Below are 25,455 nucleotides of genomic sequence, written 5' to 3'. Positions count from 1 at the left end.
TTACGAATCACGCCGAAATCGCAAGCTACATCGGCGCGTTCGCGGGCTGGAACACGCCGCTGCTGTCGGCTTCCTCCTCGGCGCGGATCACGTGCACGACGGCGTTGATCAACGCCAGATGGGTGAACGCCTGCGGGAAGTTGCCCAGGTGCCGGCCGGTGCGCGGCTCGATCTCCTCGGCGTACAGGTGCAGCGGGCTGGCGAATGACAGCAGCTTCTCGCACAGGTGCCGGGCCCGGCTCACCTCGCCGATCTCGACCAGCGCCGACACCAGCCAGAACGAGCAGATGGTGAAAGTGCCTTCCTCGCCGGACAATCCGTCGTCGGTCTCCTCGGTGCGGTAGCGCAGCACCAGACCTTCCTCGGTGAGTTCCTCGGCGATGGCGAGCACCGTCGCACGCACCCGCGGGTCGTCCGCAGGCAGGAACCGGGTGAGGATCGCCAGCAGCAGAGACGCGTCCAGGGCGTCGTCGCCGTAGCGCTGGGTCAGCACGCCGCGCTTGTCCACGCCGTGGGTCAGGACGTCTTCCTTGATCTCGTCGGCGATCTTGCGCCACTGCTGTGCGTAGGACTTTTCCCCTTGCAGCTCAGCAAGTTTCGAGCCGCGGTCCAGCGCCACCCAGCACATGATCTTGCTGGAGGTGAAGTGCTGCGGTTCGCCGCGCACCTCCCAGATGCCGCGGTCGGGTTCCTTCCAGTGCTTGACGGCCTCTTCCACTTGGTTTTTCAGCACCGGCCAGAGCATCTCGGGAATCTGCTCGCGGGATTTGGCGTGCAGGTACACCGAATCGAGCATGGTGCCCCAGATGTCGTGCTGCATCTGGTTGTAGGCGCCGTTGCCGATCCGTACCGGCCGTGAGTAGTCGTAGCCCGACAGGTGGTGCAGTTCCTCCTCGACCAGGCTGCGCTCGCCGCCGACGCCGTACATCACCTGAAGGGGATGGCGCTCACCGTTGTTGGCGCCGGAGACGTCGGCGATGAACGAGAAGAAGTCGTCGGCCTCGCGGTCCAGCCCCAAGGTGTACAGGCCCCACAGCGCGAACGTCGAGTCGCGGATCCACGAGTACCGGTAGTCCCAGTTCCGTTCGCCCTGAGGCGTTTCCGGCAGCGACGTGGTGCTGGCCGCCAGCAGGGCGCCGGTCGGGGAGTAGGTCAGCCCCTTGAGGGTCAGCGCGCTGCGTTGCAGATACGACCGCCACGGGTGGTCCGGGAAGTCACCGACGTTGATCCACTGCCGCCACGCCTCGCTGGTCTTCCACATCTTGTCGGAGGCCTCTTCGAAGGTCTGCGGCGCCGGGTGCTTGGACCACGACAGCGCGACGAACACCTTGTCGCCCTCGGTCAGCCGGGTCCGGGCCCGCGCCTCGTGGCCTTCCAACCCGATCCGCAGGTTGGTGGTCAGCCGCAGCGTCGGATGCGCCTCCGGGTTCTTGCCGGCCCGCGCGATCGCCTCGCCGTAGGCGGCGGCCGAGTACTCCCAGGCCGCGCTTTCGCGGTGGTAGTCGAACGACGGCTCACAGCTCATGACGAACTCGACCGTGCCGCTGACGCAGCGGACGGTGCGCAGCAGGATGTGCTCGGCGTCCCAGTCCATCGGCGTACGACGGTGGGTGCGCGAGCGGGTCTCGATGTCGTGCCAGGGCCCCATCACGAGGGCGTCGCGCACGATGGCCCAGCCGGTGTGCGTCTGCCAGGTGGTCTCCAGGATCAACGAGCCCGGCAGGTACCGCCGCGCCGACGGCACCGTCACCCCGTAGGGCGCCAGCCGGAAATGGCCGGCACCGCGATCCAGGATCGAGCCGAAGACGCTGGGGGAGTCCGGCCGCGGCACGCACATCCACTCCACCGACCCCGCCGAGGAGATCAGGCAGGTGTTCTCGCAGTCGGACAGGAAGGCGTAGTCAGCGATCGGCGGAAACGGTGTACGCACCGCCGTCGAGATCGCACCGCCGGTCACCGAGTCGTCGCCCGCGGCGGCAAGGTGTGGAATCCCGTGGCCGTTCGCCAAGATGTGGCCGGGGTCGCTGGATTGTCCCGACTTGTCAGTGTGTGGCAGCACCATTCGCACATCATCGACTGCATCTGCGGTTGGCGTCCACCTAACGCTCCCGACGGGGCCCGGCAGATTCCACCCACCGCGATTCGAAAGGGCCCACACCGTAGGCTGGAATCGATGAACGGCTTTCTGAATTGGTGGGACGGCGTGGAGCTGTGGCTGTCCGGCCTGTCGTTCGTGTTGCAGACGATCATCGTGATGCCGGTGGTGCTGGCGCTCGCATATGGCCTGGCAGTGCTGCTCGACGTGGCCCTGGCCTACGCGACCACGCTGCTGCACCGGGCCCGCCACGTCGAGGAGGAAGCGCTGTGAACGGACTGCCTCAGTCACGGGTGACGTTGATCCTGGTGCTGCTGGTGGTGCTGGTCATTGTCATGTGGCTGTTGACTCGCTGAGCAGTAGCTATCAGGCAACCTCTGATATTCTTCCGGCCATGTACGCAGCGTCCGGCACTACCGAGGGCCACATCCTGGCGCTCATTGCCGTGGGTACCCGCGCTGTTGCTGACGTCGCCTGTTGTCGCTGACCCGTTTCCGTCCGCGGTTACTGGGGTCGGCGCCGGCTTTAGGTATGCCCACGTGCTGATTTCACCTCCTTGCCGTGTGACGGAGTAGTTCATCCGTAAACCCGCAAGGAAGGTCCATCACATGCACAAGATCATCAAGAACTGGCGGCCGGCCACCGCTGTCGCAGCCGTTGTGGCCAGCACCACGGTGCTCGCCGCCTGCGGTGGCGGAGCGAGTGACGTCGCCGGTGGTGGCGGTGCACAGTCGGGTACGGACACCACCCTGACCCTGGTGGCCTACGCCGTGCCGGAGCCCGGATGGAGCAAGGTCATCCCGGCCTTCGCCGCCACCCCCGAAGGCAAGGGCGTCGCGGTGACGACGTCGTACGGCGCTTCCGGTGACCAGTCCCGCAAGGTCGAGTCGGGAGCTCCCGCCGACATCGTCAACTTCTCGGTGGAACCGGACGTCACGCGCCTGGTGAAGGCCGGCAAGGTTTCCAAGGACTGGAACGCCGATGCCACGAAGGGCATCCCGTTCGGTTCCGTGGTCTCGCTGGTCGTGCGCAAGGGCAACCCCAAGGGCATCAAGGACTGGGACGACCTGCTCAAGCCGGGCATCGAGGTCGTCACCCCGAGCCCGCTGAGCTCGGGTTCGGCCAAGTGGAACCTGCTGGCGCCGTACGCGGCGAAGAGCAACGGCGGCAAGGACGCCCAGGCCGGCATCGACTTCGTGCGGCAGTTGGTCGTCGAGCACGTCAAGACCCGTCCGGGTTCGGGCCGGGAAGCCACCGACCTGTTCCTGCACGGCACCGGTGACGTCCTGATCAGCTACGAGAACGAGGCGATCAACGTCGAGCGTCAGGGCAAGGACGTCGAGCACGTCAACCCCGCGCAGACGTTCAAGATCGAGAACCCGGTGGCGGTCGTGACCTCCGGCCCCCACCAGGACAAGGCCAACGCGCTGAAGAACTTCCTCTACACCGCAGAGGGACAGAAGGCGTGGGCGCAGGCCGGATTCCGCCCCGTCGATCCCGCCGTCGCGGCAGAATTCGCGAAGGACTTCCCGACCCCGGAGAAGTTGTGGACCATCGCTGACCTCGGTGGATGGAAGACTGTCGATCCGGCGTTGTTCGACAAGGAGAACGGCAGCATCACCAAGATCTACAAGCAGGCCACTGGATGACACCCACCACCACGTTCGACGGCGTCCCGGCCCGGCCCGAGTCCACCAGCAATGGTGGTTCGGCCGGGCCGGGTCCCGGCGTGAGGAACGCGTTCGGCACCACTTCGTTGCGGGTCGGAGCGGCGAGCATCTGGCTGTCCGTCATCGTGCTGCTGCCGCTGGCCGCGATCCTGGTGCAGTCGGCCCGCGGCGGTTGGGGTTACTTCTGGACCGCGGTCACGTCGAACTCGGCCGTGGCATCGTTTCGGGTGACGCTCGAGGTCTCGGCGGCCGTCGCGCTCATCAACCTGGTCTTCGGCCTGTTGGTGGCGTGGGTGCTGACCCGGGACGACTTCGTCGGCAAGCGGTTGGTGGACGCGGTCATCGACCTGCCGTTCGCGCTGCCGACCATCGTGGCCAGCCTCGTGATGCTGGCGCTCTACGGTCCGGCCAGCCCGGTCAACTTGCATCTGCAGCACACGAAGTGGGGCATCGGGGTGGCGCTGCTGTTCGTCACGCTGCCGTTCGTGGTGCGGTCGGTGCAGCCGGTGCTGCTCGAACTGGACCGGGAGACCGAAGAGGCGGCCGCATCGCTCGGCGCCAACAACTTCGTGATCTTCACCAAGGTGGTCCTGCCGGCGCTGCTGCCGTCGCTGCTGTCGGGGGCCGGCCTGGCCTTCTCCCGCGCGATCGGCGAATTCGGCTCGGTGGTGCTGATCGGCGGCGCGGTACCCGGTGAGACCGAGGTGTCGTCGCAGTGGATCCGCACCCTGATCGAGAACGACGACCGCACCGGTGCGGCCGCGATCTCGATTGTGCTGCTGGTGATTTCGTTCGTGGTGCTGTTCGTGTTGCGGGTCATCGGATCGCGGGCAGCCAAGCGTGAGGAGCTGGCCGCATGACACTCTCTCCGGTGGTGCGCTACCTCGCCCGCTACCTGGCGCTGGCTTACATCACGGTGCTCGTCATTGTGCCCGTCGGCCTGATCCTGTGGCGGACGTTCCAGCCCGGCCTGGGTGAGTTCTTCACCCAGATCACCACGCCGGCAGCCGTTTCCGCGCTGCAACTGTCGCTGCTGGTCGTCGCCATCGTGGTGCCGCTCAACGTGCTGTTCGGGGTGCCGACCGCATTGGTGTTGGCCCGCAACCGGTTCCGCGGCAAGAGCGTGCTGCAGGCCGTGATCGACCTGCCGTTCGCGGTGTCGCCCGTCGTCGTCGGTGTGGCCTTGATCCTGTTGTGGGGGTCGGCCGGACTGCTCGGCTTCGTCGAGAACAGCTGGGGTCTCAAGATCATCTTCGGCTTCCCCGGCATCGTGCTGGCGAGCATCTTCGTGACGGTGCCGTTCGTGATCCGCGAGGTCGAACCGGTGCTGCATGAGCTGGGCACCGACCAGGAAGAGGCGGCCTCCACCCTCGGTGCGCAGTGGTGGCAGACGTTCTGGCGGATCACGCTGCCGTCCATCCGCTGGGGCCTGACGTACGGCATCGTGCTGACCGTCGCCCGCACGCTCGGGGAGTACGGCGCCGTCATCATGGTGTCCTCCAACCTGCCCGGCACATCCCAGACCCTCACCCTGCTGGTGTCCGACCGGTACAGCCGCGGCGCCGAATACGGCGCGTACGCCATGTCGACACTGCTGATGGCAGTCGCGGTGATCGTGCTGATCGTGCAGGTAATCCTCGACGCCCGGCGTGTCCGGGCGGCACAATAGCTTTCGATAGGAAGAACCGATCATGAGTGACGAGCAGAAGCAGGGCAGCCCTCCCGCCATCACGGTGCGCGGTGCCAACAAGCGCTACGGCGACTTCGCGGCCCTCGACAACGTCGACTTCGACGTGCCCGAGGGATCGCTCACCGCGCTGCTCGGCCCCAGTGGGTCGGGCAAGTCCACGCTGTTGCGGGCCATCGCCGGGCTCGACACCCCGGACACCGGCACCATCACCATCAAGGGCAACGACGTCACCGGCGTGCCGCCGCAGCGGCGCGGCATCGGGTTCGTCTTCCAGCACTACGCGGCGTTCAAGCACCTCACCGTCCGCGAGAACGTCGCGTTCGGTTTGAAGATCCGCAAGAAGCCCAAGGCGGAAATCAAGGAGAAGGTCGACAGCCTGCTGGAGGTGGTGGGTCTGAGCGGTTTCCAGACGCGCTACCCGAGCCAGCTCTCCGGTGGTCAGCGTCAGCGCATGGCGTTGGCTCGGGCCCTGGCGGTCGACCCCCAGGTGCTGCTGCTCGACGAGCCCTTCGGCGCCCTCGACGCGAAGGTGCGCGACGACCTGCGCACCTGGCTGCGCCGTCTGCATGACGAGGTGCACGTGACCACCGTGCTGGTCACCCACGATCAGGCCGAGGCGCTCGACGTCGCCGACCGGATCGCCGTGCTGAACAGGGGCCGCATCGAGCAGGTCGGTTCGCCGACCGAGGTCTACGACAGCCCGGCCAACCCGTTCGTCATGTCGTTCCTCGGTGCGGTGTCGACGCTCAACGGCACGTTGGTGCGTCCGCACGACATCCGCGTGGGCCGGAACCCCGACATGGCCATTTCGCTGGCCGACGGCGATGTGGCGGCCACCGGCGTGCTCCGGGCCAAGGTCGACCGCGTTGTCGTGCTCGGCTTCGAGGTTCGCGTCGAGCTGACGACCGCGGCGGACCACACGCCGTTCACCGCGCAGATCACCCGCGGCGACGCCGAAGCGCTGCGGCTCCTCGAGGGCGACACCGTGTACGTCCGCGCTACCCGCATCCCCCCGATCGCGGGACAGACGCAAGAAGTCGAGGCGGTCCTCGCTCGGGCGTGATCCCCAGGGCTTGCACGGTCGCGGTGCTTTTGCGTTGACCCTGTAATCAGGGCGCAAGAGTGCGAGTGGCGTTGACCCTGACTACAGGGTCAACGCCACTCGGCCGTGCGAAGGGCGTCAGATGTACATCGCGGGGTCGATGTAGGTCGTCGGGTCGACGGCGGGCTCGCGCTGCTTCTCGGTGCGTGGACGCACGATCGCCGGAATGCCGGTCGCGATGGAGTCCGCCGGAACATCGTGTGTGACAACGGCATTCGCGCCGATGGCCGAGTCGTCGCCGACAAGGATGGGGCCGAGCACCTTGGCGCCGGCGCCGACGGTCACCCGGTTGCCGATGGTGGGGTGGCGCTTGCCCTTGTTGAGGCTGCGGCCGCCCAGCGTGACGCCGTGGTAGAGCATGACGTCGTCGCCGATTTCGGTGGTCTCGCCGATCACCACGCCCATGCCGTGGTCGATGAAGAACCGCCGCCCGATGGTCGCGCCCGGGTGAATCTCGATACCCGTGAAGAACCGCGTCGCCTGAGCCAGCAGGCGCGCAGGCCCGCGCCAGGCCGGCCTGGCCCACAACTGGTGGGCCAGGCGGTGCGACCAGATGGCATGCAGGCCGGAGTACACCAGGGCGTTCTCAAGGTCACCGCGCCCTGCGGGGTCGTGGCTGCGTGCGTTGTCCAGGTCCTCGCGGAGCCGAGAGAGCAGCGTCATCCCTATCTAATTCCCGTCGCTTCGCTCGCCCCGGTCAGTCCCGGATGTGCTCGTACAGCGCCGTGGAGACGTACCGCTCGCCGAAGTCGGGGACGATCACCACGATGAGCTTGCCGGCGTTCTCGGGGCGCTTGGCCAGCTGCAGCGCCGCCCACACGTTGGCGCCTGCCGAGATGCCGCCCAGGATGCCCTCATCGGTGCCCAGCGCGCGCGCCACCTCGATGGCGTCCGGGAATGCGACGTCGATGATCTCGTCGTAGACGGCGCGGTCCAGCACCTCGGGGACGAAGTTCGCGCCGAGGCCCTGAATCTTGTGCGGTCCGGCCTGGCCGCCGGTGAGGATGGGGGAGTCGACCGGTTCGACGCCGACGATCTTCACCTCCGGCTTGCGGGCCTTGAGGACGTGTCCGACGCCCGTGAGGGTGCCACCGGTGCCGATGCCGGCGACGAAGATGTCGACCTCACCGTCGGTGTCGGCCCAGACTTCTTCGGCCGTGGTCTTTTCGTGGATGGCGGGGTTGGCCGGGTTGGCGAACTGATCGGCCGCGACGGAGTTCGGGGTCTCGGCGAGAATCTGCTTGGCCCGCGCCACGGCGCCTGCCATGCCCTCGGCGCCGGGGGTCAGCACGATCTCGGCGCCGTACGCGCGCAACATCACTCGTCGTTCGAGGGACATGGTCTCCGGCATGGTCAGGATGACCTTGTAGCCGCGGGCGGCGCCGACGAGGGCCAGGGCGATGCCGGTGTTGCCGCTCGTGGCCTCCACGATGGTGCCACCGGGCTTGAGCTCACCGGACTGCTCCGCGGCGTCGACGATCGCCACGCCGATGCGGTCCTTCACGCTGTTGGCGGGGTTGTAGAACTCGAGCTTTGCGACGACCTGAGCATCAGCGCCCTCGGTCAACCGGTTGAGCCGGACCAGTGGGGTGCGCCCGACCAATTCGGTGACATTGGCGTAGATCTTGCCCATCGACAACCTCTCGTCATACGCAAGCTCACCGCGTGGGTGGGCTCGCAGCGGACCTGCTGGTGAAATTGTGGGTGCCCACGCGGCACCGTGGTGCCACGCACGACCGTCACGCCGCGAAGTGCACCTGCCGAATCTGCTGAATCGCAGGTGCTCCGTCAAGGGTTTCGATCATCACAAAATCTATCTGCTTGGGACAACGCCTGCCCCACGGGTGGGTATTTCATACCTCGATGCGCGAGCCCAGGATCACAGTGCGGTCGGGCGGCAGCTGGAAATAGGCCGCGGCGTCGGACGTGATGTACGACGTACCGATGAAAAGCCTTGTCCGCCACGGGGCCATCGACGGCTCCTTGCCCATCACCAGGTCGACCTTCGACAGGAAGTAAGTGGCGCCGGAGAGGTCCAGCGGCCCCTCTGTGTGGGCAGAATCGACGAGCGCCAGGGCGGCCGGCACGTTGGGCCGGTCCATGTAGCCGTAGGTGGCGGTGACGTGGATGATGCCGTCGTCGCTGTAGCCCAGATCGTCGACCGACAATCGGTCGGCGTCGGCGATGCGCGGCACCGTCGTCGTCGTCAGAGACAGCACCACGACGTGCTCGTGCAGCATCCGGTTGTACTTGACGTTGGCGCGCATGGCCAGCGGCGCGGTCTCGACGCCGCGGTTGAGGAACACCGCAGTGCCCGGGACCCGGGTCAGCGGCGGCTCGCTGGAGACGATCTCGTCGACGAACGGGCGCAGCGGCCCTTCGACCTGATCGCGGGCGCGGGTAACCACCTTGCGTCCCGCCTGCCAGGTCGTCATCACGGTGAACGTCGCCAGGCCGATCAGCAGCGGCAGCCAGGCGCCGTGCACCAGCTTCGTCATGTTCGCGGCCAGGAACAGCAGATCCACGGTGAGGAGGGTGGCGCCGAGGCCGATCACCTGCCACAGCGGCCAGTTCCATCGGGCACGGGCGACCGCCAGAAACAAGATGGTGGTGATGGTGATGGTCCCCGTGACGGCCATACCGAACGCGTAGGCCAGCGCTGCCGAGCTGCGGAAGGCGAACACCAGGGTCAGCACCGCGACCATCAGAATGGTGTTGATCCAGGGCACGTAGATCTGGCCCATGGTCGACGCCGACGTATGCAGGATCCGCAGCCGCGGCAGGTATCCGAGGTGCGCGGCCTGGGCGGCGACGGAGAAGGCTCCCGTGATCACCGCCTGCGATGCGATCACGGTGGCTGCCGTCGCCAGCAGCACCATCGGCAGCCGGCCCCAGTCGGGCGTCAGCAGGAAGAACGGGGCGTCGTGGACCGACGGATTCTGCAGCAGCAGCGCGCCCTGACCGAAGTAGCTCAGCGTGCAGGCCGGAAACACCAGCAGCAGCCAGGCCAGCGTGATCGGCTTACGGCCGAAATGGCCCATGTCGGCATAGAGGGCCTCGGCGCCGGTCACAGACAGCACGATGGCGGCGAGGGCGAAGAACGCGATGTGGAAGTGCCCGGCCATGAAGCCAAGTGCGTACATCGGGTTCAGCGCGCGCAGGATTTCGGGCTCTCTGCTGATGCCCATGACGCCGCAGGCGCCGATCGCGCCGAACCACAGGATCATCACGGGGCCGAAAAGCCGGCCGACGGCCGCGGTGCCGTGCCGCTGCACGCTGAACAACACGGCGATGATGACGGCGGTGATGGGCACGACCCAGTCGGCGAGACCGGGGTCGATGGTTTTCGCGCCCTCGACGGCGGATAAGACCGAGATCGCCGGGGTGATCATCGAGTCACCGAAAAACAGTGCGGCGCCGAGGATTCCAAGGCTGGCCAGAATGCCCGCGGTGCGCTTGCCGAGCTTGTCCGACGACCGCTTCACCAGGGTGATCAGCGCCATGACGCCGCCCTCGCCGTCGTTGTTGGCGCGCATCACCAGGCTGACGTAGGTGATGGTGACGATCAGCATCACCGACCAGAAGATCACCGAGACCACGCCGTAGATGTGGTCTCGACTGATCGGCACGGGATGCGGGTCGCCCGGGTCGAACACCGTCTGCATCGTGTAGATCGGGCTCGTGCCGATGTCACCGAAGACGACGCCCAGCGCGCTGACGGCCAGGCCGGCGCCCAACCCTTTCCGACTGGTGTCGGGGTGTGTACCCACGCGTGGTGTCTCCTTCGTCCGGATCGTTGCTCGACGGTCCGGATCGTAGGCGACGGCGGCGGGGTGCGTGCTCAGGTTCGAATCGCGGGCGCCTGCGGGTTGCGGCGGTTGGCGCGTCGGCACAGCAGCAGGACCGATGCCGGCAGCGCCAGCATCGACAGCAGTTGCAGCAGGTCAGACATCAGCGGTCCCAGATATTCGCATGAGGCCGAGTCAACGGGCGTCATCGATCCGGTGCCACGATCTATACGCAATCCATACGCAGACAGTCCTGGTCTTGCCGGGATCCAGATGCCTTGGGTTACGCGGCGCGGCGAGCGGCCGCGACGTCGTCGAACCGGTCCAGCACGGTTTCGGCGACGAGCCGGTGCGAGCCCAGCGGCTGCGCCATCGGAATCCGGTGCGCTGCGGCGAATTCGGCGACCCGGTCGGTGATGGTGCCGTGGGCCAGGAACCAGGGCGCGATGACCAGACGCGTCGCACCCTGGGCCAGCATCAGCTCGGTGGCCTCGGCCAGGTTGGCCTGCGGGCCGGTGGCGAACGCCGTCGTGGCCTGCCAGTGGGTGCCCGCAACCAGGCCGGTGGCCACCGCGGCGGTACGTGCATTGGCGGCGGCCGACGACGACCCGACGGCCGTCACCAGGACACCGACGCTGGAGTCCAGCCGGGACACCCCGCAGTGGGTGAGTCGTTGGCTCAGCACGTGAATCAGCCGGTCGTCCTCGCCGAGTACGCCGGCCTGCAGGACCGCCGGATTGGCGCCGGCGATCATCTCGGGAATGTCGATGCGGGCGTGGTACGCGTCGGCCAACAGCAGCGGCACCACGACACCGCCGGCGGGGGAGTCGGCCAGTGCCTCCCGCAGATTCGGCGAATTCTGTTCGCAGAACGCCACTTTGACGTCGACGTCGCGCCGCAAGGCGGCCACTGTACGGGCCACCTCGCGGGCGTTCGCCGCGGACCGCGGATCGGCACTGCCGTGCGCGGTGAGGATCAGTTGCACGGGCCGCCTCAGGATGCGTGCAGACCGCATTCGGTCTTGGCCAGACCGGCCCAGCGACCGCTGCGAGGATCAGCACCCTCGACCGGCTTCTGGGTGCACGGTGCGCAGCCGATGGACGGATAGCCTTCGTCCACAAGCGGATTCACCAGGATGCCGTTGGCTTCGATGTATTCCTGCATCTGCTCGTCGCTCCACGCGGCGATCGGGTTGATCTTCACCAGACCGAACGCCTCGTCGAAACTGATCAGCGGCGCGTTGGCGCGCGTCGGCGCCTCGACCCGGCGGATGCCCGTCACCCACGCCGTGTAGCCCTTGAGGGCCTTGGACAGCGGCTGCACCTTACGCAGGCTGCAGCAGCGGGCGGCGTCGCTGGCGAACAGGTCCTTGCCCACCAGCTGGTCCTGCTCGGCGACCGTCTGCTCGGGGGTCACGTTCACGACGTTCACGCCGTAGACGGCCTCGACCGCGTCACGGGTGCCGATGGTCTCGGCGAAGTGGTAGCCGGTGTCCAGGAACAGGACGTCGACGCCGGGATGGACCTTCGCGGCCATCTCGACCAGTACGGCGTCCTGCATGTTGGAGGCGACGACGTAGTGGCCGGAGAAATTCTCCTCGACCCAGCGCAGCAGTTCCTCGGCACTGGCGTCGGCCAGTTCCGCGGCCCCGCGCTCCGCCAGTTCCCTCAAGTCGGTTTCCGATACGTCCGTCATGTCAGCGGTCACCTCAAGTCAGCTTCGTCGGCCCGAATGGCCCACTGGGCAAAACGCTCTCCGGCCTCGCGTTGTTTCACGAAGTTGCGCACGACACGGTCGATGTAGTCGCCCAGCTCGGTGGCCAGCACCTTGTGCTGGCGCAGCTTGCGTCCGAAACCGCTGTCCAGGCCCAGGCTGCCGCCCAGGTGCACCTGGAAACCCTCCTCGGGGCCGTTGCCCTCGTCGATCATCTGGCCCTTGAAGCCGATGTCCGCGATCTGGATGCGGGCGCACGAGTTCGGGCAGCCATTGAGGTTGATGGTGACCGGCACGTCCAGCTGGGCGTTGAGGTCGACGAGCCGCTGCTCGAGCTCGGGCACCAGCGACTGGGCCCGCACCCGGGTCTCGGCGAACGACAGCTTGCAGTACTCGATGCCGCTGCAGGCCATCAGGTTCTTGCGCCAGTGCGACGGCCGCGCCTGCAGACCCAGCGCCTCCAGCCCGGCCACCAGTTCCTCGACCTTGTCGTCCGCGACATCGAGGATGACCAGCTTCTGGTACGGGGTCAGGCGAATCCGGTCGGAACCGGCGGCCGCGGCCAAGTCGGCGACCTTGGTCAGGATGGTCCCCGAGGAGCGGCCGGCGATGGCCGCGACACCGACGGCGTTCAGGCCGTTCTTGAGCTTCTGCACGCCGACGTGATCGATGGTGTGCGGGACCTGCTCCGGCGCCGGGCCGTCGATGAGCTTGCGGCCGAGGTATTCGGTCTCGAGAACTTCCCGGAACTTCTCTACGCCCCAGTCCTTGACCAGGAACTTCAGCCGAGCCTTCGACCGCAGGCGGCGGTAGCCGTAGTCGCGGAAGACCTTGGTGATGCCTTCCCAGACGTCGGGCACCTCGGCCAGCGGCACCCACGCGCCGAGGCGCTGGGCCAGCATCGGGTTGGTGGACAGGCCACCGCCGACCCAGACGTCCAGACCGGGGCCGTGCTCGGGGTGGTTGACGCCGATGAACGCGATGTCGTTGATCTCGTGGGCGACGTCCTGCAGACCCGAGATGGCGGTCTTGTACTTACGCGGCAGGTTCGAGAACTCCGGGTTGCCGACGTAGCGGCGCACGATCTCGTCGACGGCCCAGCTCGGGTCGAGCACCTCGGTGAGGGACTCACCGGACAGCGGGCCACCGAGCACCACGCGCGGGCAGTCGCCGCACGCCTCGGTGGTCTGCAGGCCGACCGATTCGAGACGACGCCAGATCTCCGGCACATCCTCGACCCGGATCCAGTGGTACTGGATGTTCTCGCGGTCGGTGATGTCGGCGCTGTCACGGGCGAACTCGGTCGAGATCTCACCGATGGTCCGCAGCGCGGCGCTGGTCAGGGCGCCGCCATCGCAGCGCACCCGCATCATGAAGTAGGGGGCCTCCAGCATGTCGGCGTTGTCGTCGCCGGTGAAGGTGCCGTCGTAACCCTGCTCACGCTGGGTGTACAGACCCATCCAGCGGTAGCGGCCGCGGAGATCGTCCTTGCTGATCGACTCGAAGCCCTGCTTGGAGTGGACGTCGATGATGCGCTGCCGCACATTGAGGGCGTCGTCTTCCAGCTTGAACACCTCGTTGGGGTTCAGCGGCTCGCGATTGCCCAGCGCCCACTGGCCTTCGTCGCGGGTCTTGGCAGGTTTTGCTGTTGTCACTGGGTGGTTTCCTTCGCGCAAGAGCAGGCGTTGGATCACGCGTTCGCCGGGGGCTGTCCGACACTGCCGATCCTGTGCCGGCTGAAAGATTCTGTGGTCAGAACTAGGGCATCAAGGCAGGCGTCAAGGCAGACAGCAACAGCTGCATACACGCTTGAAGTCGACATGCCGCCGCATTACCAATGCGGAACCGAGGGCGCGGTTGAGGCTGGCGGACACCCCGTCATTCTGCCACGAACAGGACATTCGGCCTAACCGGGCCAGGTTCGGAATCATCGCGAGCAAAAGTTCGCCACCTGCGATGGGACACTGGTTGCCATGACCGACGCCCATACCAGCGACACCGGGCCGTTCGGCATCTATATCCACGTGCCGTTCTGCTCGACCCGGTGCGGATACTGCGACTTCAACACCTATACCGCCGGTGAGCTGGGCGGAGCCAACCCCGAGGGCTGGCTCGCCGCGGTGCGCACCGAGCTGTCGATGGCCGGCGCCCAGGTTGATCTGCCGGTCGACACGGTGTTCGTCGGCGGCGGTACCCCGTCCCTGCTCGGCGGCTCCGGGCTGCGGGCGGTGCTCGACGCGGTCCGCGACAATTTCCGCCTGAATCCCGGCGCCGAGGTGACCACCGAGTCCAATCCGGAGTCGACGTCACCCGAGTTCTTCACCGAGCTCCTCGACGCGGGCTACACCCGGGTGTCCCTGGGTATGCAGTCGACGGCGCCGCACGTCTTGGCGGCACTCGATCGGACCCACTCGGCCGGACGGGCGCCCGCAGCGGCGCGGGAGGCGCTGGCGGCCGGGTTCGAGCACGTCAACCTCGATCTCATCTACGGCACGCCGGGGGAGTCCGACGACGACCTGCGCCGATCCGCGGACGCCGCGATCGAGGTCGGCGTCGACCATGTGTCGGCGTACGCGCTGATCGTGGAGGACGGCACCGCCCTGGCCCGACGGGTCCGGCGCGGCGAGCTCCCCGCGCCCGACGACGACGTGCTGGCGGCCCGCTACGAGCTGCTCGACGCACACCTGAGCCGGGCCGGGCTGGACTGGTATGAGGTGTCGAACTGGAGCCGCCCGGGCGGCGAGTGCCGGCACAATCTGGGTTACTGGGACGGCGGCCAGTGGTGGGGTGCCGGACCCGGCGCGCACGGGTATGTGGGGGCCCGTCGGTGGTGGAATGTCAAGCACCCCAACGCTTATGCCGAGGCGCTGGCCGAGGGCAGGCTGCCGATCGCGGACTTCGAGGAATTGGACGACGCCACCCGGCACGTCGAGGACGTCATGTTGCGGTTGCGGCTGCGCTCCGGTTTGCCGGTTGCCGTGCTCACGCCCGCGGAGCGGGACCGGGCACAGGAGGCGGTGGCCGACGGTCTGGTGGCGGTCACCGACGATCGTCTGGTGCTGACCGACCCGGGCCGGTTGTTGGCCGACGCCGTGGTGCGCACCGTCCTGGACTGAACTGAACTGGACTGAACTGAACGAGCAGGCGGGTACTCGCACCCCGCAGCCAGTCGCTATGGTTAGGCAAACCTTAGTCTTTGGGTGGAGTGGGTATTCGTATGACCAACGCAGAACCGTCGCCGCGTGAGCAGCTCAAACAGGCCAAGCTCGCGGCCGCGCAGGACCGCGTGGCGCTGAAAGAACTGCTGGCCCCGGTGCGCGGCCGCACCGCGCTGGCGCAGTTGCTGCAGCTGATCGCCGCGGCGGCCACGGTGGTGCCGTTCATCGGCATCGTCGAGTTGGGCCGGTATCTGCTGGCCGGTGGCCCGATCGACGCGGCCCGGGTGTGGACCATCGTCGCGGTTCTGATCGGTGGCGGCCTGGCGGTGCGCACGCTGGCCGGCGGTCTGGCGCTGACCCTCACGCATCACGCCGATGTCCAGTTGCAGGGCGAGCTTCGTCGTCGATTGGTGACCACGCTCGGACGGCTGCCGCTGGGCTGGTTCGGCGCGACGTCCTCCGGCGAGGTGCGCAAAGCGGTGCAGCACGATGTCGGCGAACTGCACCACCTGGTGGCCCACGCCGCGGTCGAGAAGACGGGCGCGCTGGCCACGCCGGTGTTCGGCCTGGCGTACTGCTCGTACCTGGACTGGCGGCTGGGGCTGCTGGCCATCGGCACCATCCCGATTTACCTCGTGGTCTACGGCGTCCTGATGCGCGGCGCGATGGCCCGGATGGGGCAGATGAACGAGGGCATCGCGCAGATCAGCGCGACCATCGTCGAGTTCATCGCCGGCGTCTCCGTCGTCAAGACCTTCGGCGAAACCGGCAAGGCGCACAAGCGATTTGCCGACGCCGCCGACGAGTTCAACGACGGCTTCGCTGGTTTCGTCGGGCCCATGGTGCGCCTGCGCGCGGTGTCGTCGGTGTTCGTCGAGGCGCCGGTGGTGCTGCTGGTGAACCTGGCCGGCGGCCTGTGGTTCATCCGCAACGGTTGGGTGACGCCCATCGAGGTGCTGGGCTCCACGCTGGTCGCGGTCACCATCCCGACCGCGGTGCTGGCCGTCGGATACTCCGCCGCCGCGAGCCGCCAGGCGGTGGCAGCGGCCGGCCGGCTGATGGCGCTGCTGACTGCCCCCGAATTGCCGGTCGCCCAGGACCCGCAAGTGCCGCAGGACAATTCGGTCAGCTTCTCCGGCGTCGACTTCTCGTACGACGGCACCAACACTGTGCTCCACGACATTTCGCTGGACCTGCCTGCCGGCAGCATCACGGCGCTGGTCGGCCCGTCCGGCAGCGGCAAGTCCACGCTCGCGACGCTCGTCCCGCGCTTCCACGACGCCACCGCCGGTGCGGTGCGCGTCGGCGGCGTCGACGTCCGCCAGATCGACCCCGCGGTGCTGTACCGGAACGTCGGATTCGTCCTGCAGGACGTGCAACTGCTCGGCATGAGCGTGGCCGACAACATCCGGCTGGGCCGCTCCGGCGCCGACGACGAGGAAGTGCGGCAGGCCGCGCGTGCCGCGCACATTCACGACCGGATCATGGCCCTGCCCAACGGATATGACTCGGTGGTCGGGGAGGACGCGCACTTCTCCGGCGGTGAGGCGCAGCGCATCAGCATCGCCCGCGCATTGCTCGCCGACACCCCGATCCTGGTGCTCGACGAGGCCACGGCCTTCGCGGACCCCGACTCGGAGGCGCAGATCCAGGCGGCACTGTCGACCCTGATCGAAGGGCGCACGGTGCTGGTGATCGCACACCGGTTGGGGTCGATCGTCGGTGCCGACAACATCGTCGTCCTGGGGGACGGGCGGATCGTCGAACAGGGCCGGCACGACGAATTGCTGTCTCAGGAAGGTGTTTTCGCGCGCATGTGGCAGACCTACACGGCGTCCGGCGAGTTGGAGGCATCGCGATGACGATGATCAGTGGGTTCCTGCGGATTCTGGGCGCCGAGCGCGGCCGGATGTACAGCTTCCTGGCCTGGGCCGTCGGTTACGGGCTGCTGCACGGTCTTTCGATGACGCTGCTGGTGCCGATCTCGCTCGCGCTGTTCGGCGGCGACTTCGGTGCCGCGGGCCGCTGGTTGGTCGTCCTGGCGGTGGTCGTGCTGCTCAGTGCTGTCGCGCACTACGTGCAGGCGGCGCAGTCGATGCGGATGGCGTTGACCACCATGCGGCTGCTGCACCACCGCCTCGGCGACCACATGGTCACCCTGCCGCTGGGCTGGTTCACCCGGGAACGGGTCGGCCAGGTATCCCAGATCGCGGTCAAGGGCACGACTTTCGTCGGTACGAGTAGTGCGCACCTGGTCACGCCGTTGGTGGTCAACACCACCAGTGCGCTGACCGTGGTGGTGGGCCTGTTCGTCTTCGACTGGCGGATCGGCATCGCCGCATTGGCCGGTGGGGTGGTCCTGATCCTGGCCACCCGGGCCTCGGCCACGTTGATCGCGTCGGCCGAAGCGCGCACCCACGCTGCCGAGATCGAGGTGAACTCCCGCGTCATCGAATTCGCGCGCTGCCAGCCGGTGTTGCGCGCGTTCGGGCGGACCGGGGCCGAGTTCGATCCGCTGACGACAGCCCTGGCCGAGCAAGAGCAGGTCGGCAAGCGGGCCCTGTGGGCGTCGGTGGCGGGCATGATGCTGAGCGGCGTCGGCGTGCAGGCGGTGCTGGGCGGGCTGATCACGGTGGGCGTCTGGCTGGCGGTCGGCGGCGAGATCAATCCGGTGACGCTGGTGGCGATCCTCGGTCTGGCGGCGCGGTTCACCTCTCCGCTGTCAGAACTGGCCGAATACGGCTCCGCCATGCGGATGGCCGGTGCCGAACTGGACCGCATCACATCGGTGCTGGATACCCCGGCGCTGCCGGAATCGGCTGCCCCGCAACCAGTTTCAGAGCGCGGTCGGGTTCAGCTGGACCACGTCGGATTCAGCTATCCGGGGCGCCGGGTGCTCGAGGATGTCAGCTTCGTCGCGGCGCCCGGCACCATGACGGCGCTGGTGGGTCCGTCGGGCTCGGGCAAGACGACCATCACCCGGCTGCTGGCGCGGTTCTACGACGTGGACGCCGGCGTGGTCCGGGTCGGTGGCGTCGACGTCCGCGATCAGGGCACCGCGGAGCTGATGGGCCAGCTGTCCCTGGTGTTCCAGGACGTGTACCTGTTCGACGACACCCTGTGGGAGAACGTGCGGATCGGTGCGCCGACCGCATCAGACGACGACATCCGGGAAGCGGCCCGCATCGCCGGACTGCAGTCTGTCGTGGACCGCCTGCCGGCCGGTTGGCAAACGCGGGTGGGTGAGGGCGGTTCGGCACTGTCCGGCGGTGAGCGGCAGCGGGTTTCGATCGCGCGCGCTTTGCTGAAAAACGCCCCGGTGGTGCTGTTCGACGAGGCCACCAGCGCACTGGACCCCGAGAACGAACGCCATGTCGCCGCGTCCATCCGCGAATTGGCGGACCGCAGCACCGTCATCGTGATCGCGCACAAACTGTCCACGGTCACTGCCGCCGACAACATCGTCGTGCTGTCCGGTCGCGGCACGGTGGACGACAGCGGCACCCATGAGCAGCTCATGGCGCGCGGTGGCCGCTACGCCGATTTCTGGGCGCAGCGGACGTCGGCCAGTGGCTGGACCGTCGCGAAAGCGGCGGCCAAGGCTGATGCTGGGGCGTGAATCACAGGGGTAGGCGGTGTCTTTTTGGTGAGGTTAGGCTAAATTAACTTTGTGACTGCTGAAGCTATAGACGCGGCGTCTGTGACGCGGATTGCTTTGCCCGCCGATGTCTCCCCGGCCGATCTGATCGCGCAACTGGCAGCCGAACTGCCGGAGCGCTCCGGCGCCGACTACGTCGCCTACGAGCATTCGGGTGAGTGGGTGCTGGCCATCGGAGTGCGCACCGCCATCGAACTCGACTGTGACGAATTGCGGATCGTCGACGCCGGCGGCGCAGTCGCCCGCCAGGCGTGGAGCGGCCGACCCGGAGAGGTACTCGGCGACGCCGTCGATCGGCTACTCCTGGAGACCAACCGGCTGTTCGGTTGGGTCGCTTTCGAATTCGGCGCCTACCGGTTCGGGCTGCAGCAGAGCCTGCCGGCGGGGACCCCGCTGGCGCGGGTCTTCAGCGCACGGACTCAGGTGGTCGTCACCGGCGGTGAGGTGTACGTGCTGGGCGACGTCGACGTCGTGGCCGGCACGCTGAATCGTCTGCTGCAGTCGGGGATTCCGGCAGCCGGCGTCACCCGCGCCGTCGATGTGAGCGTCGATGGCAGCGACTACCCGTCGCGGGTTGCCGCGGCCGTCGCCGAGATCGTTGCCGGCGACTACCAGAAGGTGATCCTGTCGCGCCGGTTCGAGGTCCCCTTCGCGGTCGACTTCCCGGCGACGTACCGCGTGGGCCGGGCGAACAACACCCCGGTGCGGTCATTCCTGTTGCGGCTGGGCGGGATTCGCGCCCTGGGCTTCAGCCCGGAGCTGGTGGCCGCGGTGCGCGCCGACGGGACCGTGATCACCGAACCGCTGGCCGGCACGCGGGCCTTCGGCCGCGGCGCCGACCAAGACCGTGCGGCACGTGCGGATCTGGAATCGAACTCGAAAGAGATTGTCGAGCACGCGATCTCGGTGCGCAGCTCCCAAGAGGAGATCACCGAGGTGGCCGAGCCCGGCACCACCGTCGTCAGCGACTTCATGACCGTGCGCGAGCGCGGCAGCGTGCAGCACCTGGGCTCGACCGTGTCGGGCCAGCTGTCGGAGCAGATGAACCGGATGCACGCGCTGGAGGCACTCTTCCCGGCGGTGACGGCCTCCGGAATCCCCAAGGCCGAGAGCGTCGACGCCATCATGCGGCTCGACGAGTCGCCGCGTGGGTTGTATTCCGGCGCAGTGGTGATGTTCAGTGCCGACGGCGGCATGGACGCGGCGCTGACGCTGCGCTCGGCCTACGAGGCCGACGGCCAGACCTGGCTGCGGGCGGGCGCCGGCATCATCGCCGAGTCGACTCCGGAACGCGAGTTCGAGGAGACCTGCGAGAAGCTGACGACGCTCGCGCCGTACCTGGTGCCCCGCAGCTGAGCTAGAAGTCCAGGCCGGCCGGGGCGTCGGCGGGCGGTTCGCCGCCGGCGTCGGTGAATGCGTGCAATGCGCGGACCATGCCAAGTCGCTCGCGGGCCGGCATGGTCTCGACGACCCGGGCGATCTCGGCGCGGCGGCGCTTGGTCACGGTGTCCACGACGGCGTGTCCTCGTCTGGTCAGCTCGACGACGATCTCGCGGCGGGAGTTCGGGTGTGTGCGCCGGTCGATCAGGCCGGCGGTGACGAGGCGCTCGGCCATCCGGCCGATGGTCGACGGTTGGACGTCGAGTTGACTGGCCAGCGTGGTCAGGTTGCTCGCGCCGTGCGACGACAGGATCACCAGAACCCGCAGCTGGGGGACGGTCAACGTGTCGTCGACGCCCGCGACCGAGCGTGCCGTGATGTCCAGGAGCAGCCGCGATGCGGTGACGAGAGCATCGGCGATCGCGTCGACCGACGGCTCGGCGGTGGTTCTCGGTCGTGCGCTCGCCACGGCTCCTCCTGCTGACGTGTACTGCGAATTTACCAGCGCTGCTAATTCGAAGCCGTTACCAAACGGTGACCTGCAGGGTATGGTGCACCGGTGGACAAGCCCGGATTAGCTACCGAGACGCGCGCACGGCGCCGTTGGTCGGTGGCTCTGGCGGCGCTGGTGATGCCGGCTGCGGCGTTCGTCGCTGCGGGCACGGCGGCCCACACCGGCGCCACCGCCACTGAGGTGGACGTCTGCTGCGCGCAGGTGGTCCTGGCCGAGCCCACTGCTTTGCATCCGGGTTCGCTGATCGTCGCCGAGGCGGCCGAGAGTTCGCGCGCCATGGTGCGCAGCATCGCTTTGCCGGTGGGTGTCGCCGCCGAGCGGGGGCTGCAGATCGACACCATCCTCGCCGAGCGCGCCGTCAGCGCGGCGTTCCCGGAAATCCACACGATGACCGGAGTTCGCCCGGATTCGCTGCGCTGGCATCCCGAAGGCCTGGCGCTGGACGTGATGGTGCCCGACTACGGGTCGTCCGCCGGCAAGGCGCTGGGCGACCGCATCCTGTCGTACGTGCTGGCCAACGCGCGGCGGTTCGATCTGAACCATGTGATCTGGCGGCAGGTGATCTACTACCCGGACGGCACTGCCCACCGGATGCCCGATTACGGCGGTCCCGACGCCAATCACTACACCCACGTGCACATCTCGACCAACGGTGGCGGCTACCCGACGGGCAACGAGGCGTACCTCGTCTCCGCGTCAGGGCCGACTCTGGTCAAGAGCGGCACGGTCAACGCCATCTTCGTCAGCGCGCACTGAGCCGGCCGATTCGCCCGGGGTCACTGGCCGCCGCGCCGCCGATCGTCCTGCGCTGATCCGTGCGCCGGCGAGCGTAATCGTGAAGAGCGCCAACAGTGTCCAGCCCGAGCTGGTACCCAGCCCGTACTTGGCCATCAGCAGCAACGCCACGCCGGCGGCGCAGACCAGCACACCTGCCACGGTCGACGGGCTTCCGGTCGCCTGGACCCGGGCATCCCACCACTTCAACGGGTTGTGCTCGAGTGGGGACAGCAGCAGGAACATGACCGTCATCACCACCGCGAAGACCAGCGCCCGGATCGCGATATTGCGCCAGAAGTGCGGGGCCGCAGGGTCGTAGGCGTCCAGGCCCACCGCGTGCAGGCCGAACGTCGCGATCGCGATGGCCGCAATGTGCCAGAGGTACAACGTCATCGCCCCGCTGTTGCCCACGACGATCAGGTACCAGACGCGGGGACGCTGGGCCCACCGGCGAACCACCGAGGCACAGCCGATGAACAGGGTGGACATCCAGATGCACTGCAGCGCAAGCATGATCGTGGGCGGGGTTACGTTGGACATCCGTTCGGTGCCGGTGACCACCAGTGACGCCTCGTACGGGCCGCACCTGGCGACCAGTACCTGGACGGCCAGTGTGGCGGCGGCGACCATCAGCGCTGTGCGAGGAGTGACGAGGCGGTGTGCGTACGCCGCGCCGATGACCATCGGAATCAGCCAGACCACCACCAGATTCGCCGCGCCGGCCTCCAGGGTGTGGGTGCTGATGCGGGCCCAGTCGCCGAGCGCCGCGACCGCCATCAGGGTCGCGACCACCACGGTGGCAGCTCGGGCCGAGCGCAACCGGGCCAATGCGGGAACGAACGCCAGCACGATCAGATAGGTGCCGAGGAACCAGAGCAGCGCCACCGCCTCGTTGCCCAGGGCAGCTGCGGATTCGGCGCCCACGGTGAACCGCACCACGACCAGGGCGACCGTCCAGGCGGCCAGGTACCACAGCGCCGGTCGGCACAACCGTTGCGCCCGGGTGAAAAGCCAGGTGCCCCACGGTGTGCCGTCCTGCCAGCTGTAGATGCCTGCCGCGGCTCCGGCAAAGAAGAACAGCGGCATGACCTGCAGCACCCAGGTGGCCGGTTGCAGGCTCGGGACTGCACCCAAGGTATTGCCGATCTGGACGCCGCCTGCAGTGATGGTGGCGAGCAGCAGCGCGCAATGCCCGAACATCACCACCAGCAGTGCACCCAGCCTGGCGACATCGATGCTGCGGTCGCGGTCGGGCGCGGTGCCATCGATCACGGCGCGGAAGTCGGGCAGGAGTCTCGGCATGAACTGATGATGCCCCAGCGCCGCGCGGCGCGGATGAGTGTGACTACTCAGAACCGGTAGGTATTGCCACCGCCTCGGCGGCAGCGTCGTGCTGTCCGACGAAACGACGAATGCGGGCCACCGCGAACACGATGCAGAGCACCACGAGGGTGGGCCCGGTCGCGACGATGACGAACTGCGAGAGGTCGACGGGATAGCTGAAGATCATGTACAGGGCGAAGACGGGATAGAAACCGCACAGCAGCCCGAGTCCGACGCACAGCTGGGTGTGCAACCGGTGCCAGTCCTGGAGGCTCTGCTCGGTCCAGCCGCGTTCGGGCAGGGCCGGCTCGGCAAGGGCGGGGGAGATGACGCCGGTCATCTTCTTCGAATTCGGCTTGCGGAGCAGCCCGCTGATGGCGAACGACCACACCAGCAGGGACATCGGGACGAGCTCGAGGGCCTGGACGATGCGCGGGTTCTTGGTGGTAAGCGCGATGGTCAGCGAGCACACCGCGCCGACGATCACCACGACGTTCGCGGGCTCGACCTTCCGCTTGCGCACCATGGTCAGCGCGCCCTGCACAGCCGCGGTGATGATCGCCCCGACCAGCGCCAGGTACGGCTCGAAGTCGAACATGCGCAGCACGTAGTACGCGACCAATGGCGGCACGGTGTTGATCGCCGTGTTCGTGATGTATTCGCGCAGACTCTTGGGTGTGTCCATGCCGGCGTCGGCTTGCTGTGACATTCGGGTTGCTCCTGGTGGGGGTCGGTGTTGTCTCGCGAGCAGTCCCCCGCAAGCGGGAGGTGCCCCCAGCAAAACTGTCAATTTCAGTCGCAAATCGACAGTTTTATGTCTGCTCGCGAGTGGCTGTCAGGTAGTGGCTGTGGCGATCGCGCGGATGATGGCCTTCTTGTCGACCTTGCCGACCGCGGTCACCGGCAGCGACGTCTGTGCCACCAGGGTGTCAGGCCGGCTGTGTACGGCGACACCGCGGCCGTCGAGGTAGCCGTTGAGGTCGCTGAGGCTGACCGGCGGTCCGCTGAAAACGACCACCGCACAGATTTTTTCGCCCAGGTAGGGGTCGGGCATCGGGACCGCGGCGGCGGCCCGGATCGATGGGTGCGTGAGTAGGTGCTCTTCGAGATCGAGCGCCGAGATGGTCTCGCCGCCGCGGTGGATGACGTCCTTGATGCGTCCGGTGACCTCGAGGTAGCCGTCGGCCCTGCGGCGCACCCGATCCCCACTGCGGTAGTAGCCGTCTGGGCTGAACGACCGCTCGTTGTCGGACGGCGCGCGGTAGTAGCCACCCAGGGTGTACGGCCCGCGCACCAGGAGTTCGCCTTCGCTGCCGGCCGGCACGTCGGCGCCCTCGTCGTCGACGATGCGCAGTTCGTCGTCGGGGCACAGCGGCGCGCCCTGGGTGTGATCGAGCAGTTCGGGGTCGTCGCCGGGGCGGGTGTAGTTGATCAGCCCCTCGGCCATGCCGAAAACCTGTTGCAGGCCGGGCGTGAGCGCGGCGCGGGCGGCCGCCGCGTCCGGTGCGGAGAGCTTGGCGCCGCCGACCTGGAGCAGTCGCAACGTGGTGGGGCGCTGCGGTTCCCAATCGCACGCCAGCGTCCACAGGGTGGCCAGCGCGGGCACCAGGGCGCAGACGGTGACGCCGTGCCGGGCGATGGTGGCGAACGCGGATTCCGGGCTGGGATCGGTGGTGAAGACGGTGGTGGCACCCACGGACATCGCACCGAGCATGCCCGGGCAGGACAGCGGGAAGTTGTGCGCCGCCGGCAACACCGTCAGATATACGTCGTCGCCGGTCATTTCGCACAGCGCGGCGCTGGCGGTGGCGTTGTAGTAGTAGTCGTCGTGGGTGCGGGGGATCAGCTTCGGCGCTCCGGTGGTGCCGCCGGATACCAGGAGCAATGCGGGTTCCGCTGTGTTGATTGTCGGCGCGGGTATTGGCGCATGGCCGAAAAGGGAAGTCCAGCTGGTGAATTCGCCGGCGTCGCCGTCGACGATCACCTGCTCGAGCCTCGGGTGCTCGGCGACCAGCTCACGCGCCATGTCCCGGTAGTCGAAGCCGCCGAACCGGTCGGCGATGACGAGGGCGACCGCGCCGCTGACCGTGGCGAAATGACTGAGTTCGGCGCGGCGATGGGCGGGCAGGCACATGACGGGCACCGCACCCGCGTGCAGCAGCCCGAACAGGGCGATGGCGAAGTTCGCGGTGTTGGGCACTTGAAGCAGGACCCGATCGCCGATTCCGATGCCAAGGGCGGCGAAGCCGGCGGCCGCCTCTGCGGCCAGCTCATCGAGTTTGGCAAACGTGTATGACGCGGACGGATCGATGACGGCAACGCGGTCCGGCCATTGCCTCGCGCCGTCGGTCAGCAGGCTGTCCAGTGGTTTGCCGGCCCAATAGCCCGCTTTGCGGTAGCGCTCGGCGCGATCGTGCGGAAACGGTACGAATCCGTTCAGCAAATGCTGATCGACCTCGGCGGAGGCAGTGGTGCGCGTCACGGCAGATCCCTCGGGGTAGGCATGGAGGTAGCAGCAATATAGGGTAGCCTAATCAAAATTAGGACAGCCTGTCTTTAACGTATTTGGAGGGGTGTTGTGGGCGTC

The 25,455-nt window shown here is 67.6% G+C and carries 23 protein-coding genes; 11 read left to right on the top strand and 12 right to left on the bottom strand.

Going from position 1 to position 25,455, the window contains the following annotated elements; translation table 11 throughout:
* Positions 1-25: 25 nt before the first annotated feature.
* Positions 26-2,062, bottom strand: coding sequence for a glycoside hydrolase family 15 protein (locus TL10_RS07910; RefSeq protein WP_192830199.1), 2,037 nt, complete (start codon positions 2,060-2,062; stop codon positions 26-28).
* A 111-nt stretch (positions 2,063-2,173) separates the two neighbouring features.
* Here TL10_RS07910 and TL10_RS07905 point away from each other — a divergent pair, with 111 nt between their 5' ends.
* The 6 genes from TL10_RS07905 (at position 2,174) to TL10_RS07885 (ending at position 6,518) form a co-directional block, all read left to right on the top strand.
* Entirely contained in the window at positions 2,174-2,368 is a 195-nt protein-coding gene (locus TL10_RS07905; protein WP_043394180.1) for a hypothetical protein, read from the top strand.
* Positions 2,280-2,582: an Ms4533A family Cys-rich leader peptide gene (locus TL10_RS32080; protein ID WP_390892718.1), complete on the top strand. Its 303-nt coding sequence runs from the start codon at positions 2,280-2,282 to the stop codon at positions 2,580-2,582. The genes TL10_RS07905 and TL10_RS32080 overlap by 89 nt, the downstream gene beginning before the upstream one ends.
* 121 nt (positions 2,583-2,703) lie before the next feature.
* Positions 2,704-3,744, top strand: a complete 1,041-nt coding sequence (locus TL10_RS07900; protein WP_043394179.1) for a sulfate ABC transporter substrate-binding protein — start codon at positions 2,704-2,706, stop codon at positions 3,742-3,744.
* Positions 3,741-4,625 (top strand): sulfate ABC transporter permease subunit CysT, encoded by an 885-nt coding sequence (cysT, locus tag TL10_RS07895; RefSeq protein ID WP_043394177.1) that lies wholly within the window; start codon positions 3,741-3,743, stop codon positions 4,623-4,625. Before TL10_RS07900 ends, cysT begins: the two co-directional genes overlap by 4 nt.
* Complete coding sequence (cysW, locus tag TL10_RS07890; protein WP_043394175.1) at positions 4,622-5,434, top strand: sulfate ABC transporter permease subunit CysW; 813 nt, start codon at positions 4,622-4,624, stop codon at positions 5,432-5,434. Before cysT ends, cysW begins: the two co-directional genes overlap by 4 nt.
* 22 nt (positions 5,435-5,456) lie before the next feature.
* Positions 5,457-6,518, top strand: a complete 1,062-nt coding sequence (locus TL10_RS07885) for a sulfate/molybdate ABC transporter ATP-binding protein (protein ID WP_043394173.1) — start codon at positions 5,457-5,459, stop codon at positions 6,516-6,518.
* Between the two features lie 117 nt (positions 6,519-6,635).
* On the opposite strand, the gene epsC is transcribed toward TL10_RS07885, so the two are convergent.
* The 7 genes from epsC to TL10_RS32075 all read right to left on the bottom strand — a co-directional run bounded on the left by epsC (position 6,636) and on the right by TL10_RS32075 (position 13,959).
* Positions 6,636-7,220 carry a serine O-acetyltransferase EpsC gene (gene epsC, locus TL10_RS07880; protein ID WP_043394171.1) on the bottom strand — a complete coding sequence of 195 codons (585 nt, stop codon included), beginning with the start codon at positions 7,218-7,220 and terminating at the stop codon, positions 6,636-6,638.
* Positions 7,221-7,254: 34 nt separating this feature from the next.
* Complete coding sequence (gene cysK / locus TL10_RS07875; protein WP_043394169.1) at positions 7,255-8,190, bottom strand: cysteine synthase A; 936 nt, start codon at positions 8,188-8,190, stop codon at positions 7,255-7,257.
* Between the two features lie 220 nt (positions 8,191-8,410).
* Positions 8,411-10,327: a potassium transporter Kup gene (locus TL10_RS07870; protein WP_043985204.1), complete on the bottom strand. Its 1,917-nt coding sequence runs from the start codon at positions 10,325-10,327 to the stop codon at positions 8,411-8,413.
* A gap of 301 nt (positions 10,328-10,628) precedes the next feature.
* Complete coding sequence (locus TL10_RS07865; RefSeq protein ID WP_043394165.1) at positions 10,629-11,330, bottom strand: sirohydrochlorin chelatase; 702 nt, start codon at positions 11,328-11,330, stop codon at positions 10,629-10,631.
* 8 nt (positions 11,331-11,338) lie between these two features.
* The gene (locus tag TL10_RS07860) at positions 11,339-12,040 is read right to left on the bottom strand and encodes a phosphoadenylyl-sulfate reductase (RefSeq protein WP_043985246.1); all 702 of its coding nucleotides are present in this window, start codon (positions 12,038-12,040) and stop codon (positions 11,339-11,341) included.
* Between the two features lie 8 nt (positions 12,041-12,048).
* Positions 12,049-13,713 (bottom strand): nitrite/sulfite reductase, encoded by a 1,665-nt coding sequence (locus TL10_RS07855; RefSeq protein ID WP_082067887.1) that lies wholly within the window; start codon positions 13,711-13,713, stop codon positions 12,049-12,051.
* 123 nt (positions 13,714-13,836) lie between these two features.
* Complete coding sequence (locus TL10_RS32075; protein ID WP_377042186.1) at positions 13,837-13,959, bottom strand: Ms4527A family Cys-rich leader peptide; 123 nt, start codon at positions 13,957-13,959, stop codon at positions 13,837-13,839.
* Between the two features lie 72 nt (positions 13,960-14,031).
* On the opposite strand from TL10_RS32075, the gene hemW reads away from it, so the two are divergent.
* From hemW to TL10_RS07835, 4 genes are all read left to right on the top strand, one after another.
* Positions 14,032-15,174: a radical SAM family heme chaperone HemW gene (gene hemW, locus TL10_RS07850; RefSeq protein WP_043985203.1), complete on the top strand. Its 1,143-nt coding sequence runs from the start codon at positions 14,032-14,034 to the stop codon at positions 15,172-15,174.
* Between the two features lie 101 nt (positions 15,175-15,275).
* Positions 15,276-17,078: an ABC transporter ATP-binding protein gene (locus tag TL10_RS07845; protein ID WP_043985202.1), complete on the top strand. Its 1,803-nt coding sequence runs from the start codon at positions 15,276-15,278 to the stop codon at positions 17,076-17,078.
* Between the two features lie 2 nt (positions 17,079-17,080).
* Complete coding sequence (locus TL10_RS07840) at positions 17,081-18,835, top strand: ABC transporter ATP-binding protein (protein WP_043985201.1); 1,755 nt, start codon at positions 17,081-17,083, stop codon at positions 18,833-18,835.
* A 42-nt stretch (positions 18,836-18,877) separates the two neighbouring features.
* Positions 18,878-20,230 (top strand): salicylate synthase, encoded by a 1,353-nt coding sequence (locus TL10_RS07835; RefSeq protein WP_192830200.1) that lies wholly within the window; start codon positions 18,878-18,880, stop codon positions 20,228-20,230.
* Position 20,231: 1 nt separating this feature from the next.
* Here TL10_RS07835 and TL10_RS07830 read toward each other — a convergent pair whose 3' ends face one another.
* A complete protein-coding gene (locus tag TL10_RS07830; protein ID WP_043985199.1) occupies positions 20,232-20,723 on the bottom strand; it encodes a MarR family transcriptional regulator in 492 nt (163 codons plus the stop codon).
* 90 nt (positions 20,724-20,813) lie between these two features.
* Between TL10_RS07830 and TL10_RS07825 the strand changes: the two genes are divergently transcribed.
* The gene (locus TL10_RS07825; protein WP_231575548.1) at positions 20,814-21,524 is read left to right on the top strand and encodes a VldE C-terminal domain-containing protein; all 711 of its coding nucleotides are present in this window, start codon (positions 20,814-20,816) and stop codon (positions 21,522-21,524) included.
* On the opposite strand, the gene TL10_RS07820 is transcribed toward TL10_RS07825, so the two are convergent.
* From TL10_RS07820 to TL10_RS07810, 3 genes are all read right to left on the bottom strand, one after another.
* The gene (locus tag TL10_RS07820; protein ID WP_082067883.1) at positions 21,465-22,847 is read right to left on the bottom strand and encodes an acyltransferase family protein; all 1,383 of its coding nucleotides are present in this window, start codon (positions 22,845-22,847) and stop codon (positions 21,465-21,467) included. The genes TL10_RS07825 and TL10_RS07820 overlap by 60 nt on opposite strands.
* 43 nt (positions 22,848-22,890) lie before the next feature.
* The gene (locus tag TL10_RS07815; RefSeq protein WP_043394606.1) at positions 22,891-23,553 is read right to left on the bottom strand and encodes a VC0807 family protein; all 663 of its coding nucleotides are present in this window, start codon (positions 23,551-23,553) and stop codon (positions 22,891-22,893) included.
* Positions 23,554-23,703: 150 nt separating this feature from the next.
* A complete protein-coding gene (locus TL10_RS07810) occupies positions 23,704-25,350 on the bottom strand; it encodes a (2,3-dihydroxybenzoyl)adenylate synthase (RefSeq protein WP_043985198.1) in 1,647 nt (548 codons plus the stop codon).
* Positions 25,351-25,455 lie beyond the last annotated feature (105 nt).

The organism is Mycolicibacterium llatzerense, from assembly GCF_000878195.1.
Taxonomy (GTDB): domain Bacteria; phylum Actinomycetota; class Actinomycetes; order Mycobacteriales; family Mycobacteriaceae; genus Mycobacterium; species Mycobacterium llatzerense.
Note: the sequence above shows the minus strand (reverse complement) of the source record. Positions and strands in the feature narration are given on the sequence as shown.

Excerpts from the sequence above, each read along its gene's own strand:
- TL10_RS07910 (WP_192830199.1), bottom strand. The coding sequence starts at position 2,062 with ATGGTGCTGCCACACACTGACAAGTCGGGACAATCCAGCGACCCCGGC.
- epsC (WP_043394171.1), bottom strand. The coding sequence starts at position 7,220 with ATGACGCTGCTCTCTCGGCTCCGCGAGGACCTGGACAACGCACGCAGC.
- TL10_RS07885 (WP_043394173.1), top strand. The coding sequence starts at position 5,457 with ATGAGTGACGAGCAGAAGCAGGGCAGCCCTCCCGCCATCACGGTGCGC.
- TL10_RS07860 (WP_043985246.1), bottom strand. The coding sequence starts at position 12,040 with ATGACGGACGTATCGGAAACCGACTTGAGGGAACTGGCGGAGCGCGGG.
- hemW (WP_043985203.1), top strand. The coding sequence starts at position 14,032 with ATGACCGACGCCCATACCAGCGACACCGGGCCGTTCGGCATCTATATC.
- TL10_RS32080 (WP_390892718.1), top strand. The coding sequence starts at position 2,280 with ATGGCCTGGCAGTGCTGCTCGACGTGGCCCTGGCCTACGCGACCACGC.
- TL10_RS07905 (WP_043394180.1), top strand. The coding sequence starts at position 2,174 with ATGAACGGCTTTCTGAATTGGTGGGACGGCGTGGAGCTGTGGCTGTCC.
- TL10_RS07845 (WP_043985202.1), top strand. The coding sequence starts at position 15,276 with ATGACCAACGCAGAACCGTCGCCGCGTGAGCAGCTCAAACAGGCCAAG.
- TL10_RS07815 (WP_043394606.1), bottom strand. The coding sequence starts at position 23,553 with ATGGACACACCCAAGAGTCTGCGCGAATACATCACGAACACGGCGATC.
- TL10_RS07820 (WP_082067883.1), bottom strand. The coding sequence starts at position 22,847 with ATGCCGAGACTCCTGCCCGACTTCCGCGCCGTGATCGATGGCACCGCG.
- TL10_RS07900 (WP_043394179.1), top strand. The coding sequence starts at position 2,704 with ATGCACAAGATCATCAAGAACTGGCGGCCGGCCACCGCTGTCGCAGCC.
- cysT (WP_043394177.1), top strand. The coding sequence starts at position 3,741 with ATGACACCCACCACCACGTTCGACGGCGTCCCGGCCCGGCCCGAGTCC.
- cysK (WP_043394169.1), bottom strand. The coding sequence starts at position 8,190 with ATGGGCAAGATCTACGCCAATGTCACCGAATTGGTCGGGCGCACCCCA.
- TL10_RS07840 (WP_043985201.1), top strand. The coding sequence starts at position 17,081 with ATGATCAGTGGGTTCCTGCGGATTCTGGGCGCCGAGCGCGGCCGGATG.
- TL10_RS32075 (WP_377042186.1), bottom strand. The coding sequence starts at position 13,959 with ATGTCCTGTTCGTGGCAGAATGACGGGGTGTCCGCCAGCCTCAACCGC.
- cysW (WP_043394175.1), top strand. The coding sequence starts at position 4,622 with ATGACACTCTCTCCGGTGGTGCGCTACCTCGCCCGCTACCTGGCGCTG.